The following is a 16,853-nucleotide window of genomic DNA, read 5'->3' as shown; positions in this document are numbered from 1 at the left end:
GTTTGGAATGACAATATGACCAATTTGTAAACGTTGGTAGTATAATTGTTATTCTAAAACAAAATTAAGCTCATGTCTGAAATGGGACATTATAAATTTTCAAACAAAGTAGTTGCTATTCCGCTATTAGCAATAATTTTGATATGGGGTGTTTATTGGTTAGAATTGGCTTTAGGGGTAAATTTTAATGAATTTGGCGTGAAGCCCAGAACAATACTCGGCTTGCGTGGTGTTGTGTTGAGTCCGTTTATTCATGGGTCTTTAGAGCACTTATATAACAATACTATTTCTTTAGCAATTCTATTAGCTGCCTTATGGTATTTTTATAAAGATGTGGCGTGGAAAGTAGTTTTATACGGAATAATGTTATCAGGATTTTTAACATGGATGATTGGGCGTACATCTTACCATATTGGTGTAAGCGGACTCATATATGTCCTGGCAAGCTTTATTTTTTTCAAGGGGATATTTAGTTCTTACTTTAGATTGGTAGCACTCTCGTTAATAGTTGTTTTTATTTACGGAAGCATGCTTTGGTACATATTCCCAGTAAAAGAAGGAATGTCTTGGGAAGGACATTTAGGAGGTTTCTTAACCGGATTGTTTTTAGCTAAGGTTGTTAAAGCACGCATACCACCAACCAAAAAATATGAATGGGAAAAGGAAGGCTTTAAAGAGGAAGACGACTTATTCTTGCAACATTTTGATGAAAACGGAAACTTTAGAGAATTACCCACAGAAGAAGATATCAATGAAGAAAGTAGTTTTAAAATTAACTACATCTTTAAAGAAAATTCCGAAAATGAATCTAAAATGTAATGATGAATTACAAACGTTGGCGAACTGCTTCGTATAAGAATACGGCACAAGCAACAGAAACATTCAATGATTCTATTTCACCAAGTAACGGTAGCTTAGCTCTATAATCTGAAGCTTTTAAAATAGAAGGTGTAATACCACGATCTTCAGCACCCATAACAATAGCGATAGAATCAGTAAAAGGAACATCATAAACAGAATCATCTGTTTTCTCTGTAGCCGATACTATTTTAATATCAGATGCTTGTAAATAGAAAACAGCATCTTTTAAATGGTCAACTTTTGCAATTGGCACTCTATAGGCAGCACCGGCAGAAGTTTTTATGGTATCTGCAGTCACTGGGGCGGCACCTTTCTTTTGAACGATAATACCATCAACACCTGTACATTCTGCAGTTCTGATAATAGCACCGAAATTACGTACATCTGATAATTGATCTAGTAATAAAAATAAAGCCGGACCTTCTTTTGCATTTGCCTTTTCAACCAAATCTTCAATAGTATGAAATGCAATAGGCGAGATGTTTGCAACAGCACCTTGGTGGTTACTTTTGGTCAGCCTGTTCAATTTTTCAATAGGCACATAGACCATATTGATTTCATTACGACGCAATAAACCTTCCAATTCTTTCATAAGGTCTCCTTTAAGACCTTTTTGTAGAAATACCTTGTCTATCTCCTCATTTGAATTGACAGCTTCTATAATGGCTCTTAAGCCATAAATTTGAGTGGTTTTTTGCATGGGGCAAAGGTAAATAAAAACCGCCCAACATTTGTTGGGCGGTTTTAAATATTAGGGATAAAAGTTTTAGCTATTTAAATAGTCGAAAACTTTGATTAAATCTTGTTCAGACTTAATGTTTAAATTATTCTCTTTTAAGTATATTTTTAATTCTTCTCTTTTAGACTCATCTACTAATTTGATAAGCTTTTTGTTTTTTTGAGGAATTTGGTCAATTCTATTTATCCCATTTTTTTGAAAATAGAATTCTGTAAATTTTGTAAATCTACTGGGTATTGCTGCTACGAAAGAATTCTGAGCAGGCTGACCTTCGGTAAATTTCACAAGAGTTCTCTCGTATAAATCATATTTATCGCCTTTTTTTATAAGAGATAAATAGCCGTTAAGAGTAGCATTTTTTTCAGTAACAAAAGTTTTGAAGCTTAAAGGTTTTGCATTTACAAGAAGGCTAATTTCTTTATCTTTTACTAGCGCTTGATATGCTTCTTCCTCAGAAGCAGTTTTTTTAATTTCAATCTCCTCGTTTAAGGCATTGTATCTATAATATATGTTACCGACAACTTCGTCATTATATTTTAAGATTGTCGGTGCAAAAGTATTAGAAGTGTATGGGGAGCCTTGAAATTTGTCTAAATCTATTTCTCTCCTTTTTTGATAAGCCTCGTTTACCGGACCTAAGAAATTAGCTATTGCAGCTCCTGCAGCGGCATTTTGGCTTGCTCCACCTAGGTTAGTAGGTACTTGACCCGAATATTGTGCTTGTAAAGCTGTACTTGCTATTACGGTTATTGCTAATAATAGTATTTTTTTCATGGTGTGGTTGTTTAAGAGGTTTAAATTAATTATAATTTTTAAACCTCTTATATTCAGTATGTTTAATTTTTTGTTAATTCGAATGTTCTCAGTTTGTCATTGTTAAAACCTGCAATAAGTAAGGTGTGGTCTTTATATTTTAAGGATTCCATACTTTTTACGTTTCCTTTCAAATATAATCCGGTATTTTCCATAGTTGCTGGTGTATAACCATCCTTTCCATTTGAAATTAGTGCTAAACCAGATATTGCATCTAGTCTTGGGGTTTCAACCTCGGTTTCATAAATATTGCCAGATATAACGCAATCTTCAAATCCGTCTTTATTCAAATCAAAAACTGATATCGCTAAAGTCGGAAATAATTGCGCCTCATTTGGTAAAGTTATTTTCTCAAACTTATTATTGCCTTTGTTTAAAAGTAGAATGGAGTTGAATTCTGTTACTTCATTAGAATATGATTCTTTTAACTTGTCGCCATATATATCTTCCATAGTGGCTTGTGCGAAATCATTATAGGTGGTAAATTTTTCTTTGATAAATGGCATCTGTTGAGAAGAGCATTCCCTTCCTCGCACAGGTACATAGGTCTCGTGGTATTTTTTACTCAAGACTACATCGTTTATACCGTCATTATCAAAATCATTAGAATAAATTTTGAATGGTTTATCCTCGCTTGCCGTGAACTTTATATTTCTGCCAACATTCCCAATGATGTAATCTTTATTTCCATCATTATTTACATCTGTTTCTTTTACTTTAAACCACCATCCCTTGTTGTTTAGTGCTGTTTCTTTGCTTAAAAGTCGTTGAAATTTTCCATTTTTATTTTCAAACATTCCTATTGGTGTCCACTCCCCAACCGCAATAAAATCTTGCCAGCCATCATTATTAAAATCTGTAGTGATTATGCTGTTGATTAATCCGAAATTTTCTAATTCAGGGGCTATATTTTCAGTAACATTCTTTAATACACCATTGTCATTTTCATAAAGTATTGAAGCACTATGTTTTGGGTAATTATGTGGTATAATTCTATTTCCTACCAAAACATCATTATCACCGTCTTTATCAAAATCTATTATGGTTACCGATTTTCCGCTTTTTGGAAATGATTGTAAAATTGGCGTGTCCATCTTATGAAAATTACCTTTACCATCGTTTAAGTATAATCTGTCAGCATAATAAGAAGAGCTTTCGCCATACTCATTTCCACCACTTACTACATAAAGATCTAAATCATTATCATTATCAAAATCAAAGAAAACCGATTCTGCATCTTCTTTTCCTTTATCTAGTTGAAATGGTATTTGGGTTTGTTTGATAAATCCATTTTCGCCTTGTACGTATAAGGTGCCTGGCTGCCCGGATCCACCGCCTATGTATAAATCTTCTTTTCCATCACCATTAATATCACCTTTAGCCGTAAATGGCCCGGTATTAGATTGTTTATAGGGTAAAAGGATTTCTTGTGCAAAGTCATCATAGGTGGTTTCTTTATGTTCGAAATCTAAATTATACTCTTGTTGATTTTTTGCGATAAAGAAAGGATTTTTTTCAATTGTTGTTTCTTTAGAAATTAGACTAGCATTTTTTTCAGAAAAAGTTAAACTAGAGTTTGACTTCACATCAAATTGATAAGCTACTTTTCCACTTGGCCATTCGACTTTTACAGTATCAATAGTTGTAGCGTTGCCTACGCCAAAATGTGCCGAATTTTCTTGAGAAGACATATAACCTCTAACTCTCTTTATCTCTTCATATTGATTTTTATTATCATATGAGATGGTAACCTTGGCAAAGGACTCAGTTGTTTTGCTTTTGGCAGTTACTTTTAGAAAATTTCCTAGGGCGTGATCAACTGTATTATTTTTATATAATAAAGCTTTCTGGTCTATATTGTTGATTATTAAATCTAGGTCACCATCATTATCAAAATCTCCTTGTGCAGCACCATTGCTAAAGGTTAGCTCCTCTAATCCCCAATCATTGGCTTTTTCTTTAAAGTTTAGGTGACCCTCGTTTTTATACATTAGGTTACTTAAACTCTCTGAAGGCATTTCATCATAAAGTTGTTGCTTTATGGTATTGGGTATATTGCCTTTATATTTTACTTTGGTTTTGTATACTTTGTTCTGAAAATCATTGTCTAGTGCATATTTTCTATAGCCATTGGTGATAAAAATATCTTTTAATCCATCATTATCATAATCAGACATTAAAACAGACCAGCTCCAATCTGAGCTTGCCATTGATGTAAGTTGAGATATGTTTGAGTAGTGGTTTTGACCTAAATTCAATTGAAGCGAATTGAACATGTATTGGTATTGAAAACCGGCTGTAGTAGTTAGGTAATTAAACTTATCTGTACTCATAGAGGCCATAAGTGTTTTTGCTCTAAAATGATCGCTAGATGCCATATCTAAAACAAAAATGTCTTGTAATTTATCATTGTTAATATCTGCGATATCTAAGCCCATACCATAAAATGAAATATGTTGAGTAAGCTCTTTTACTGAATTTTTAAAACTACCATTCTGGGTGTTTAGGTATAGGGCGTCAGGTAAGTAGTAGTCGCTAGAAATATAGATGTCTAAATATCCATCGTCATTAATATCAGAGACACATAGTCCTAATCCAAATATTGGGTTTTCTAAACCAACTTCTTTGGTTACATCAACATATTTGCCATCGATATTTTTGTAGAAATGACTACTATTGAAGTATTTGGTTTCTGAAGAGGTTTTTACTGCTTTAAGTAGAGAAATAGGGTCTAAACCATACAGTTCATTCTCATTCATTACTATGCAGTCAAGATCTCCATCTTTATCATAATCAAAAAAAGCTGTTTGAGTAGAGATTCCGGCATCGTCTAGTTCGTATTCTTTTGCACTTTCTGTAAAAGTATCGTCTTGATTATTAATGTATAATAGATTGTTTCTATTACTTCTATTATTAGGTCCACCTTGCGATATATAGATATCTTGCCATCCGTCATTGTTAATGTCTACAAAGGTTACGCCGTTGCTCCATTTTTTATTGATGTTAATACCTGCTTTAGCAGAAATATCTTCAAAAACAAGATTGCCTTTGTTCAGATATAACTTGTTTTCTACTTGGTTTCCTGAAAAGAATATATCTAATAGTCCGTCGTTGTTTATATCTTCAACACCAACGCCAGCACCATTATAGAAATAGTCAAAATTAAAAACGTTGTCATACGTTTCTATGTTTTCTTTAAGCTCATTGCTAAATGTTATTTGGCTATGCTCGCTAGATATTTTTTTAAATATTTTTTGATTACTTAATTCATTGGATGCTACATTACTTTTTGTTTCTTTTTTTTGATCAGAACATGATAACATTAGCAATGTTGATATAATCAAATAGCTAATAATTAATATTTTTTCTCTTGTAATCTTTAAAAACTGTAGCATGCGGGGGTGATTAATAGTGGTAAAAAAAAATAGCTGCCCTAAATGAATAAGGCAGCTATTAAATAATTTAATTATTTCTAAGATTATCCGTTACAGATATTCAAAGTAATAGCTCCTACTGCTGGACTTGGTCCATCTGAAATTGCTGTTTCTCCTGTTGGAGCAATGATTTCATAAGTAACCTCAGAATCGAATGCACCAGAAACAAATTCTAATGTAAATTCTGTTGTTCCTTCAGGAACTGTAAATGCTGCAGTACCTGCACCACCATCTTCAATAGTGTAAGAAGAGGCAACGCCATCGATTACAACATCTATAGATGCACCGTTCCATCCATCTCCATAACTATCAACTAAATCGATAGTGTACTCACCAGCAACTGGTGCAGGTGGAATACATTTGATTACAGGGTTGTAGAAGTAAGGGGCATTAAAGAATGAACCTGTAATGGTACCCGTACTATCATCGTTGGTAAAAGTTCTACCGTCTGTTAAAGTTAAGATTAAACGAAATTGAACAGCATCACCACCGTCAAAATCACCTTCAACCAAACCTAATTGAGATAAAGCATTAGCTAAAGTTGTTTCGTAGCTAGCTCTAGGTAGACCAAATTCACCATCAGTAAAATCTGCTGGTAAATAAGTCTGTATTAAAATCTCATCAACCGAAGAATCACCATTGGCTTCTGTGTTGTCGTCAAAGCTGATATATAAATCAACTTTTTCTAACAAATCACCATCTTCATAATCTTGCTCTTCAAAAGTAAAGGCAAAACTGGTAGAAGTATCAAAACGGTCAAAAACTCCGCCAGATTCAATTGTTCTTAAAACAGCACCTCTGGTAGTTTCTGCAAATACTTCATCAATAACTTTACCACCATCGTCATCACATGATGTTATTAGTAGCGAGGATACACCTATAATAGCGCCTAATATTTTATTGTTTATTTTCATTTTCTTATTTTTTAGTTAGCAGATGGGAAAGCTGGTCCGGCTGGATTGGTATCCCAAAATACTTGAGTTGATAAATCTGATTTCTGCGAAACATTTGAGTTTGTGATAACCTCTGTTTGAGGATACAAAAATGATCTTGGAAAAGCGCCTGGGTTTAGTTCCCAGTTAGGAGCTAAAGTTGTAGGGAAGCCTGTTCTTCTGTAATAGTTGAAAGCTTCAACACCACCACCGTAAAGTGCGATCCAGTATTGTTCAGATAAAATATTTGTTTGGTCATCACCTGTAGCAGCTAAGTAATCAGCAACTGTGTCATCAATATAAGTAGTAACATCAGTTTCTGAAGGTGCAACAGATAAATCTGCTCCAGAATCTAAAGAACCAAAACTTTGAACTTTAGCAATTGACTTCGTCATACCTGCTTCTAAGAAAGTTGCTTTAGCAGCAGCAGTACCAGCCATTTCAGCTTGCCAGAAATCTACATAAGAAGCTAAGATGATTGGTTCGATACCACCACCTCCGCCACCTAGGCCAAGACCAACAACGTCAAAACTACTATCATCAAAACGACCACCTGCAGGATAAACCCCAACAGCAGTTCTTTGGAAACCATCTGGAGGTGTACCTTCATTGTTACCATGAGATCTACCCCAATAACCGTTTGGCACTGAACAATAAATAAATCCATCATAATGTACTGGTGGTATTGCTAATGAACAAGCAAGTAGTTCTTCATTAGCAGGTTCACCTGATGCACCTGGTGTAGCACTTTCTTGACGGTAAAAGTAGTATCTGATTCTTGGGTCATTTTTCGTCAACATATAATTCATTAACCAGTTGTTTTGGTAAATGTTTGCACCACTGGTAGTATAATCATCTTGGTAATCTGGATGACGAGTATCAGGTTGTAATTCTCTAGTGCCATATTGCCATTGAAAATCTTCACCATTTGCTGAAATATAATCTCCACCTGCAATAATTGAGTTAAAAGTACTTGTGTCACCAGTAGTAACAGCAGCTTTTAATCTTATGGTGTTAATCAATTTAATCCAGTTTTCTGTGTCACCACCGTAGAAAAAATCTTCAGCACCTTGAGTAGCAGGGTCAGCAGCAAATAATGCTTCTGCCTCAGTTAATAAAGCTAAAGCTCCAGCATATACATCTTGACCATCATCTAATAATGGTGCAGGAAAATCTGTTGGGTTACCTGCTTCGCTTAACGTTGCTTTTCCAAGATAATCAACTAATAATAAAAGCATGTGCGCTTTTAAAGTTTGACCTACCGCGATGTGGAAAGAATAATCTGTATCACTTCCAGCATCAATGGTTTGTAAGTTAGCAACGTTAGGAAAAATACCTAAGTCAACGTCTGTTGTGAATACATCATTGTTACCATCTGTACTACTGTAAAGACGTTCCCAGATATCATCAAATGTATTACCAGGGTAAGTGTTAAAGTAGTTACGACCAAGCATATAATCGATTCTAGTTAATTCAGAACCTATATCATTAATCGTGTACATGTTTGCTACGTATGCTAATTGAATTGAATTCAAAAGCAAATTTGGATCTGCTTGATCTGCAGCAAGATCATTAGGGCTAGTCCTAAGATCTAGGTCTGTTGTTTCACAAGAGTTTAATAGCACTCCTGCGGTAAAAACAACGGTTATATATTTAATTATTTTTTTCATAATATTTCTATTAATTAAGATTAGCAATTTTTAAAAGGTTGCTTTAATACTAACACCATATCTTCTAGAACTTGGACCGTTGATAAAGTCAAAACCTTGAGAGTTACCAACACCAGCACCTTGAATATTTGGATCAAAGTTTGCACCATCAGGAGTGTTGTATGCATCATACCATAAGTTGAAACCTTGAGCAGTAATTGTAAGTGATCCGAAAGGAGTTCTTTCTAAAGACTTAGCAGGGAATGTGTACCCTAAAGAAAGTTCTTGTAAACGAAGAACAGAAGCATCATACACTTTTAACTCAGTTGGGCCGAACAAGATATTGTTGAAGTAGTAAGTAGAGTTGTTAATCTGCTTATTGTTTACTTCACCAGTACTTTGAGATACACCAGGTAAGATATAAGTATTTTCTCTATCTAAAGTTTCAGTAATTAAACCTCTACCTAATAAAGTACCGATGGTGTTAGAAACAACATCACCACCTTTAATATGACTAATTTGGAAACCTAAATTCCAATTCTTATAAGAAAAAGAGTTTATGATGTTCATGATGTAGTCAGGATTTGGATTACCAATTACAGGTACATTTCCATTAATATCAACTTCAGTAGTAACATAATCACCACCATCATCAATTAAGAAATTACCTTCAGCATCTCTTGCGATTGCATCACCTACTATTACACCTAATTGCTCACCTTTTATAGCTGCGTTACCACCTACAGATAGTGTAGAACTACCAGCGTATATAATAATATCTTGCTCTTGCTCGGTTACAATAAATTTGTTTTTAGTAAAGTTAGCTCTTGTGTTCCAGTTGAAACCACTTGCGTCGTCACTTCTTACCCAGTCAACACCCAAATCAATTTCTATACCATCACCTTCAATTTTACCAACATTACTTTGAGTAAAGGTAAAACCAGTAGAAGGAGAAAGAGGTTCTCTAACGATAAGATCTTTTGTAGTTCTATCAAAATAAGTGAAATCTAAAGAAACTCTATTGTTAAGAAATTTAGATTCGAAACCTACTTCAAATTCAGAAAGAATTTCTGGCTTTAAGTCTGGATTTGCTCTGAAACCTGCAACTTGATTAGTTGTAACTTCACCACCTTCACCATAAACTTGAGTATTTTGCTCTACTACACTAATGGTAGGGTAAGCAGTTGGGAAAGTTGCAGACTGACCTAAACCAGCTCTAAGCTTTAAGAAATTAAGTCCCTTTTCAGACTTAATGCCAGGCCAAGCTGCAGTAGGCAAGAAAGATGCACTTACACTTGGGTACGTTTGGCTATTATTCTCTGTAGTAAGGTTAGAAACCCAGTCAGTTCTAGTAGAACCTGTTAAGAATAACATGTTGTCATAATCTAAAGTAACCTGACCTAACAAACCAGCGATATTTCTTTTTTCAGTATACTGAATAGGAGATTGGTTAGCGTAGTTAAAGTGTCTTTGTATGTCAAATACAATCTGTCCTGTACTAGCAACACCAGACTGATCAAAAGTTGTTGATCTTGTAGTTGCACCAACATTGAAAGTCATACCTAGTTTTTCTGATAAATCATAGTTACCATTTAAAGCTAAATAATGATCCCAAATTGTATTGTTGTTATCATATGTATTTAAGAAACCGAAAATTGCACTTGTAAATGCAACACCACCCTTGTTAGAGTATTGTTCGTTTCTTTCATTATAATAATCTAAACCTGCTCTATACGTCATGTTAAGATTATCGTTGATGTCATATTGTACAGAAGCATTCCAGAAAACACGAGTAGTTAACTGAGAGTACTTAGCATTATTTGCAGTCCAACGAGGGTTGATAATGTCATTACCATTTCTATAGTAAACACTAGAACCGTCAATTGGGTTTTGGTAAGGTAAACCTAATAAATCAACACTTCTTGGTGTAAAGTAAATGTTACCAAAAATTGAAAGACCAGTTGTTCCGTTACCTTCACTTGCCGCAATTGGAGGTGAGCTATAATCTGTTCTAGAGTAGTTCATTGCCCCAGATACTGTAAATCTGTTAGATAATTTAGATCTACCACCGATAGAAACGTTTGCTCTTGATAATCCGTTACCAGGAATAAAAGACTCATCATCCAAGTAACCAAAGTTAGCGTTGAATGTAGTGTTACCATCTTCAGAAGCACCGTTAATGTTAACAGATGTAGAACTTACTGAACCTGGCTTGAAATAGTTTTCAACAGAGTCATAAGGTTTCCAATCATATCTAGTATCTTGAAGTTCTGGAAATGCTTCTCTAGTAGATCTAACTGCAGTACTACTGTACGGGTGCTCTAAAGTTCCATTCGCATCAATTGACGCTTGTCTTCCCCAACCAGAAAGTCCGCTTTCTTCAAAACTAGGACCCCAGTTACTAAAGAACCAACCGAAGGCTTGGTCAAATCCGTTACCATATTCATCTTGATAATCTGGTAATGAAGCAAATTCATTAACAAAGTAAGATTGATTAACAGTAATTTCTGTTTTCTTTTTACCACCAACAGCAGAACCTGCTTTAGTTGTAATAAGGATTACACCGTTTTTACCTTGAGAACCATAAAGTGTTGCCGCAGCAAGACCTTTAAGTACTTCGATTTTTGCGATGTTGTTTGGATCTAAATCTAAAAATCTTGAAGAACCAGTGTTACCGGTTAAGAAATTAGAACCACCACCATTTGTATCTTGTGCATTAGTATCACTACTAAAAGGTACACCATCAACAACAAAAAGAGCTTGGTTACTTCCACTAAAGGAACTTAAACCCCTTACAACAACGTTAGTTGCAGAACCAGACATACCACCAGCAGCAGTAATCTGAACACCAGATGCTTTACCTGATAATACACGCGCAACATCACCTTCAGAACGAGACTCTAAATCTTCTTCGTCTACAGATGAAACTGCAAAACCTAAAGCTTTCTTCTCACGCTTAATACCTTGAGCGGTAACAACCACTTCTTCAAGTGCTTGTGCGTCTTCTTCCATTTGTACACTTACTGTGCTACCGGCACCTACCGATTTTCTTACTGCTTTTTGACCGATGTAAGTAAACAATAATGTTTCGCCTTGTGCGGCCATAATAGAGTAGTTACCATCAAAATCAGTTTGTGTACCAGTGGTGGTACCTTCAACTACAATGTTAACTCCGGGCAAAGGAAGCCCTCCCTGATCAGTAACCGTACCGGAAACTGTTTTTTGCTGTGCAAAAGAAATATGCACAACTAACGCTAAAAGTAGCGTTAACAATCCATTTAGTTTTGTTCTCATTTTTAAATTATTTGAATTAGCTAGCGACAAACTTCACAATAATGTGTTAATAATGCAAGACAATTTTAATAAAATTTTAAGATTGTGTTATAAAATCAGGAGTTACAGATAAAACACGATCCATATTTAAAGTTATATAATTCAGCATGGTTTTTTTTATCATATTCGTAATTCTTCAAAAAAATACAGAAAAACTTGCATTTTATTCAGATCGAATATTGTATAGAATTCGCTAGCGGTTTCTCAAATGTTAAGTTGGTTTTAACAAAAGATATTTTACGTTTAAAATGTGGTATTTAAAAAAAAATGAAAATAAATCTAACTTGGTTTGAATTTTACTGAAATATTACTACATTTGCCGACCCTTAAAGTAGGGGTAATTTTTTATATATCATTATAGTATGCCAACAATATCACAATTAGTACGAATAGGAAGAGAGACGATTACTAAGAAGAGTAAATCGGCTGCTTTGGATTCGTGTCCTCAGAGAAGGGGTGTTTGTACACGTGTTTATACTACCACGCCAAAGAAACCAAATTCAGCTATGAGAAAAGTAGCAAGGGTAAGGTTAACTAACGGTAAGGAAGTAAATGCTTACATTCCAGGAGAGGGTCACAATCTTCAAGAGCACTCGATAGTATTAGTAAGAGGCGGAAGAGTTAAAGATTTACCAGGAGTAAGGTATCATATTGTACGTGGTGCATTGGACACAGCAGGTGTGGCCGGTAGAACACAACGTAGATCTAAATATGGTGCGAAACGCCCTAAAAATTAATTAAACTTGTTTAAAAGGAAGTAATGAGAAAAAAACAGGCAAAGAAAAGACCACTTTTACCAGATCCAAGATTTAATGATCAGTTGGTGACACGTTTCGTCAACATGATGATGTGGGATGGTAAAAAATCAGTAGCTTTTGGTGTGTTTTATGATGCAATTGACATTGTAGATGCAAAGAAGACTGATGAAGAAAAGACAGCTTTAGAGCTTTGGAAAGATGCATTAAGTAATGTTATGCCTCACGTAGAAGTTAGAAGTAGAAGAGTTGGTGGTGCAACATTTCAAATTCCAATGCAAATTAGACCAGACCGAAAAATATCAACAGCTATGAAGTGGTTGATTAGTTATGCGAGAAAGCGTAATGAAAAAGGTATGGCTCAAAAACTAGCTGGAGAAATTTTAGCTGCTGCAAAAGAAGAAGGTGCTGCTGTTAAAAAGAGAGTCGATACGCACAAGATGGCTGAGGCAAACAAAGCATTTTCGCACTTTAGATTCTAGAAAGACATGGCAAGAGATTTAAAATTCACAAGAAATATAGGTATTGCTGCGCATATTGATGCTGGTAAGACCACAACGACTGAGCGTATACTTTTTTATACAGGTGTAAGTCATAAAATAGGTGAGGTTCATGATGGTGCTGCTACTATGGACTGGATGGAGCAGGAGCAAGAAAGAGGTATTACTATTACTTCAGCTGCTACTACATGTGAGTGGAACTTTCCAATGAAAAATGGTCAGTTAACTGATGAAACAAAGCCTTATCACTTTAATATTATTGATACTCCTGGTCACGTTGATTTTACCGTAGAGGTAAATCGTTCTTTACGTGTATTAGATGGTTTAGTCTTTTTGTTCAGTGCGGTTGATGGTGTTGAGCCTCAGTCTGAAACTAACTGGAGATTGGCTGATAATTATAAGGTTCCGAGAATTGGTTTCGTGAACAAGATGGACCGTCAAGGTTCTAATTTCCTTATGGTTTGTAAGCAAGTTAAGGAGATGTTAGGTTCTAATGCTGTGCCAATAGTACTTCCAATCGGAGATGAAGCTGATTTTAGAGGTATTGTTGATTTAGCTAAGAATAGAGCGATTACATGGCACGAAGAGGGTTTCGGGGCTACTTTTGATGTAATTGACATACCTGAAGATATGAAAGCTGAAGTTAAGGAGTATAGAGCTGCCTTAATCGAAGCTGTTGCTGAATATGATGAGGAGTTAATGGAGAAATTCTTCGAAGATGAAGACTCTATTACTGAAGAAGAAGTACATGCTGCTTTAAGGGCTGCTGTAATGGATCGCGCAATCATACCTATGATTTGTGGTTCTTCATTTAAAAATAAAGGTGTTCAGTTTTTATTGGATGCTGTTTGTAGATATTTACCTTCTCCTGTAGATAAGGATGATATTCAAGGTACTAACCCTGATACTGGCGCTGTTGAAAAACGTAAGCCAAGTGTTAAGGAGCCATTTTCGGCTTTAGCTTTTAAAATTGCTACTGATCCTTTTGTAGGGAGATTGGCATTCTTTAGAACATATTCTGGTCGTTTAGATGCTGGTTCGTATATATTGAATAACCGTTCAGGTAAAAAAGAACGTATTTCTCGTATTTACCAAATGCACTCTAATAAACAAAATGCTATCGATTTTATCGAAGCAGGTGATATTGGTGCGGCTGTAGGTTTTAAGGATATTAAGACTGGTGATACCATGTCTGATGAAAAGCACCCAATTGTTTTGGAAAGTATGGACTTCCCAGAGCCTGTAATTGGTATTGCTGTTGAGCCTAAAACTAAAGCAGATGTTGATAAGTTAGGTATGGCTTTGGCTAAATTAGCTGAAGAGGATCCTACTTTTCAAGTGAAAACTGACGAAGCTTCAGGGCAAACAATTATATCTGGTATGGGTGAGCTTCACTTAGATATTATTGTGGATCGTTTAAGACGTGAATTTAAAGTAGAAGTAAACCAAGGTGAGCCTCAGGTTGAATATAAAGAAGCGTTAACAAAAACTGCAACACACAGAGAAACTTACAAGAAGCAATCTGGTGGTCGTGGTAAATTTGGTGATATTTCTTTCGAAATGAGTCCTGCTGATGAGGATTTCGAAGGAGAAGGACTTCAATTTGTTGATCAAATTAAAGGTGGTCGTATTCCTAAAGAATTTATACCATCTGTTGAAAAAGGTTTTGCTGCAGCAATGCAAAACGGACCTTTGGCTGGATTTGAGATGGATTCTATGAAAGTAGTATTGAAAGATGGATCTTTCCACCCTGTGGATTCTGATGCACTTTCTTTCGAATTAGCTGCTAAGATGGGTTATAAAGCTGCTGGTAAAGCTGCTGGTGCCGTAATCATGGAGCCAATTATGAAGTTAGAAGTTATTACCCCAGAAGAAAACATGGGTGATATCGTTGGAGATTTAAACAGACGTAGAGGTACTATTGGTGATATGAGTGATAGAGCTGGTGCCAAAGTAGTTAAGGGTACTGTTCCATTATCAGAAATGTTCGGATATGTAACGTCTCTTAGAACTTTATCTTCAGGTCGTGCAACTTCAACAATGGAATTTTCACATTATGCGGAAACTCCTTCTAATATATCAGAAGAAGTTATCAAAGCAGCAAAAGGTATAACAGCATAAATTTAGGACATGAGTCAGAAAATTAGAATAAAACTAAAATCTTACGATCACAACTTGGTGGATAAGTCTGCTGAGAAGATTGTAAAAACGGTAAAGACAACCGGTGCTGTTGTAACAGGACCAATTCCTTTGCCAACACATAAAAAGATATTTACGGTTTTACGTTCACCTCACGTGAATAAAAAATCAAGAGAGCAATTTCAGTTAAGTTCTTACAAGAGATTGTTAGATATTTATAGCTCTTCATCTAAAACTATTGATGCACTTATGAAGTTAGAGCTTCCAAGTGGTGTTGAAGTAGAAATTAAGGTGTAAGTTTGCCGTCTGGCTTATTAATAGGTTAGACTACATGTCCTAAGCTGCGTGCGAGGGAAAAACGGAAAAAATAATTTAGGGTTAAATTATTTTGACCCTATTTTTTTGAAAAGAATTTAATAATAATTAATATAAATAAGTATGTCTGGGTTAATAGGAAAGAAAGTAGGCATGACCAGTATTTTTGACGAGAATGGAAAAAACATTCCATGTACCGTTATTCAAGCTGGACCATGTGTAGTTACCCAAGTCAGAACCGAAGAGGTCGACGGGTATAGTGCCCTTCAACTTGGTTTCGATGACAAGGCAGAAAGTCGTGCTATTAAGGCTGAATTAGGCCATTTTAAAAAAGCAGGTGCTTCTCCTAAGAAAAAAGTCGTTGAATTCCGAGATTTTGAAGGTGAATTTAAATTAGGTGACACTGTTGGTGTTGATGTTTTCGTTGAAGGACAATTCGTAGACGTTGTTGGAACGTCTAAGGGTAAAGGTTTTCAAGGTGTAGTAAAACGTCACGGTTTCGCTGGGGTTGGTCAAGCAACTCATGGTCAGCATAACAGACTTAGAGCTCCTGGTTCTATTGGTGCTGCATCATATCCTGCTAGAGTTTTTAAGGGTATGAAAATGGCCGGTAGAATGGGTACTGATCGTGTAACGGTTCAGAATCTTAGAGTTTTAAAAGTAGTTCCAGAAAAGAATCTTTTAGTAGTAAAAGGTTGTGTTCCGGGCCATAAGAATGCTTATGTAACCATACAAAGGTAGATGTAATGAAGATAGCAGTTTTAGATATTAAAGGAAAAGACACAGGTAGAAAGGCAAACCTTTCTGATGATGTTTTCGCTATAGAGCCTAATGATCACGCAGTATACCTAGATGTAAAGCAGTATTTAGCTCATCAGAGACAAGGTACGCATAAAGCAAAGGAAAGAGCTGAGATCGCTGGTAGTACTAGAAAGATTAAGAAACAAAAAGGTACAGGTACTGCGAGAGCAGGTAGTATTAAATCTCCAATCTTTAGAGGTGGTGGTAGAATATTCGGCCCTAGACCTAAAGATTATACTCAAAAGTTAAACAAAAACTTAAAGCGTTTGGCAAGAAAATCAGCATTGACTTTAAAGTCTAAAGAGAATGCGATTTTAGTTGTGGAAGACTTTGATTTTGATACTCCAAAAACTAAAGATTTTATTGATGTTTTAAAGACATTAGGTCTTGAGAATAAAAAGTCTTTAATAGTGTTGGGTGATTCAAATAAAGGTGTATATTTGTCTTCGCGTAATTTTAAAGGTTCAGAAGTTATAACTAACTCAGAATTAAGTACTTACAAAATTCTTCATGCTAATAGCGTGGTATTGTTAGAGAGCTCTTTAGAAGGAATTGAATCGAATTTAAATAAACAATAATATC

Annotated in this window: 13 protein-coding genes; 7 read left to right on the top strand and 6 right to left on the bottom strand. The window is 35.3% G+C overall.

Annotation, left to right across the window (positions count from 1 at the left end):
- Nucleotides 1-72: 72 nt before the first annotated feature.
- Complete coding sequence (locus ACJJVT_RS12695; protein ID WP_405399138.1) at nucleotides 73-819, top strand: rhomboid family intramembrane serine protease; 747 nt, start codon at nucleotides 73-75, stop codon at nucleotides 817-819.
- Between the two features lie 7 nt (nucleotides 820-826).
- Here the strand turns inward: ACJJVT_RS12695 and rlmB are convergent, their stop codons facing one another.
- From rlmB to ACJJVT_RS12665, 6 genes are all read right to left on the bottom strand, one after another.
- The gene (gene rlmB / locus ACJJVT_RS12690; RefSeq protein ID WP_405399136.1) at nucleotides 827-1,561 is read right to left on the bottom strand and encodes a 23S rRNA (guanosine(2251)-2'-O)-methyltransferase RlmB; all 735 of its coding nucleotides are present in this window, start codon (nucleotides 1,559-1,561) and stop codon (nucleotides 827-829) included.
- 66 nt (nucleotides 1,562-1,627) lie between these two features.
- A complete protein-coding gene (locus ACJJVT_RS12685; protein ID WP_405399135.1) occupies nucleotides 1,628-2,374 on the bottom strand; it encodes a hypothetical protein in 747 nt (248 codons plus the stop codon).
- Nucleotides 2,375-2,436: 62 nt separating this feature from the next.
- Nucleotides 2,437-5,808, bottom strand: coding sequence for a VCBS repeat-containing protein (locus ACJJVT_RS12680; protein WP_405399133.1), 3,372 nt, complete (start codon nucleotides 5,806-5,808; stop codon nucleotides 2,437-2,439).
- An 83-nt stretch (nucleotides 5,809-5,891) separates the two neighbouring features.
- A complete protein-coding gene (locus ACJJVT_RS12675) occupies nucleotides 5,892-6,761 on the bottom strand; it encodes a hypothetical protein (protein WP_405399132.1) in 870 nt (289 codons plus the stop codon).
- Between the two features lie 11 nt (nucleotides 6,762-6,772).
- A complete protein-coding gene (locus ACJJVT_RS12670; protein ID WP_405399130.1) occupies nucleotides 6,773-8,449 on the bottom strand; it encodes a SusD/RagB family nutrient-binding outer membrane lipoprotein in 1,677 nt (558 codons plus the stop codon).
- Between the two features lie 30 nt (nucleotides 8,450-8,479).
- Complete coding sequence (locus ACJJVT_RS12665; protein ID WP_405399128.1) at nucleotides 8,480-11,722, bottom strand: SusC/RagA family TonB-linked outer membrane protein; 3,243 nt, start codon at nucleotides 11,720-11,722, stop codon at nucleotides 8,480-8,482.
- Nucleotides 11,723-12,123: 401 nt separating this feature from the next.
- On the opposite strand from ACJJVT_RS12665, the gene rpsL reads away from it, so the two are divergent.
- The 6 genes from rpsL (at nucleotide 12,124) to rplD (ending at nucleotide 16,849) form a co-directional block, all read left to right on the top strand.
- A complete protein-coding gene (rpsL, locus tag ACJJVT_RS12660) occupies nucleotides 12,124-12,498 on the top strand; it encodes a 30S ribosomal protein S12 (RefSeq protein WP_027064832.1) in 375 nt (124 codons plus the stop codon).
- Nucleotides 12,499-12,521: 23 nt separating this feature from the next.
- Complete coding sequence (rpsG, locus tag ACJJVT_RS12655) at nucleotides 12,522-12,998, top strand: 30S ribosomal protein S7 (protein ID WP_282049290.1); 477 nt, start codon at nucleotides 12,522-12,524, stop codon at nucleotides 12,996-12,998.
- A 6-nt stretch (nucleotides 12,999-13,004) separates the two neighbouring features.
- Nucleotides 13,005-15,137 carry an elongation factor G gene (gene fusA / locus ACJJVT_RS12650; protein ID WP_405399126.1) on the top strand — a complete coding sequence of 711 codons (2,133 nt, stop codon included), beginning with the start codon at nucleotides 13,005-13,007 and terminating at the stop codon, nucleotides 15,135-15,137.
- Nucleotides 15,138-15,146: 9 nt separating this feature from the next.
- Nucleotides 15,147-15,452, top strand: a complete 306-nt coding sequence (gene rpsJ, locus ACJJVT_RS12645; RefSeq protein WP_007094989.1) for a 30S ribosomal protein S10 — start codon at nucleotides 15,147-15,149, stop codon at nucleotides 15,450-15,452.
- 141 nt (nucleotides 15,453-15,593) lie between these two features.
- On the top strand, nucleotides 15,594-16,211 hold the full coding sequence (gene rplC, locus ACJJVT_RS12640) for a 50S ribosomal protein L3 (protein ID WP_299797013.1): 618 nt from the start codon (nucleotides 15,594-15,596) through the stop codon (nucleotides 16,209-16,211).
- Between the two features lie 5 nt (nucleotides 16,212-16,216).
- Nucleotides 16,217-16,849, top strand: coding sequence for a 50S ribosomal protein L4 (gene rplD / locus ACJJVT_RS12635; RefSeq protein WP_133672046.1), 633 nt, complete (start codon nucleotides 16,217-16,219; stop codon nucleotides 16,847-16,849).
- Nucleotides 16,850-16,853: the final 4 nt, after the last annotated feature.

It is taken from the genome of Maribacter sp. Asnod2-G09 (genome assembly GCF_045063795.1).
GTDB lineage: Bacteria > Bacteroidota > Bacteroidia > Flavobacteriales > Flavobacteriaceae > Maribacter.
Note: the sequence above shows the minus strand (reverse complement) of the source record. Positions and strands in the feature narration are given on the sequence as shown.

Bases quoted from the DNA above. Each gene is read 5' to 3' on its own strand.
- ACJJVT_RS12695 (WP_405399138.1), top strand. From the start codon at position 73: ATGTCTGAAATGGGACATTATAAATTTTCAAACAAAGTAGTTGCTATT.
- rlmB (WP_405399136.1), bottom strand. From the start codon at position 1,561: ATGCAAAAAACCACTCAAATTTATGGCTTAAGAGCCATTATAGAAGCT.
- ACJJVT_RS12685 (WP_405399135.1), bottom strand. From the start codon at position 2,374: ATGAAAAAAATACTATTATTAGCAATAACCGTAATAGCAAGTACAGCT.
- ACJJVT_RS12680 (WP_405399133.1), bottom strand. From the start codon at position 5,808: ATGCTACAGTTTTTAAAGATTACAAGAGAAAAAATATTAATTATTAGC.
- ACJJVT_RS12675 (WP_405399132.1), bottom strand. From the start codon at position 6,761: ATGAAAATAAACAATAAAATATTAGGCGCTATTATAGGTGTATCCTCG.
- ACJJVT_RS12670 (WP_405399130.1), bottom strand. From the start codon at position 8,449: ATGAAAAAAATAATTAAATATATAACCGTTGTTTTTACCGCAGGAGTG.
- ACJJVT_RS12665 (WP_405399128.1), bottom strand. From the start codon at position 11,722: ATGAGAACAAAACTAAATGGATTGTTAACGCTACTTTTAGCGTTAGTT.
- rpsL (WP_027064832.1), top strand. From the start codon at position 12,124: ATGCCAACAATATCACAATTAGTACGAATAGGAAGAGAGACGATTACT.
- rpsG (WP_282049290.1), top strand. From the start codon at position 12,522: ATGAGAAAAAAACAGGCAAAGAAAAGACCACTTTTACCAGATCCAAGA.
- fusA (WP_405399126.1), top strand. From the start codon at position 13,005: ATGGCAAGAGATTTAAAATTCACAAGAAATATAGGTATTGCTGCGCAT.
- rpsJ (WP_007094989.1), top strand. From the start codon at position 15,147: ATGAGTCAGAAAATTAGAATAAAACTAAAATCTTACGATCACAACTTG.
- rplC (WP_299797013.1), top strand. From the start codon at position 15,594: ATGTCTGGGTTAATAGGAAAGAAAGTAGGCATGACCAGTATTTTTGAC.
- rplD (WP_133672046.1), top strand. From the start codon at position 16,217: ATGAAGATAGCAGTTTTAGATATTAAAGGAAAAGACACAGGTAGAAAG.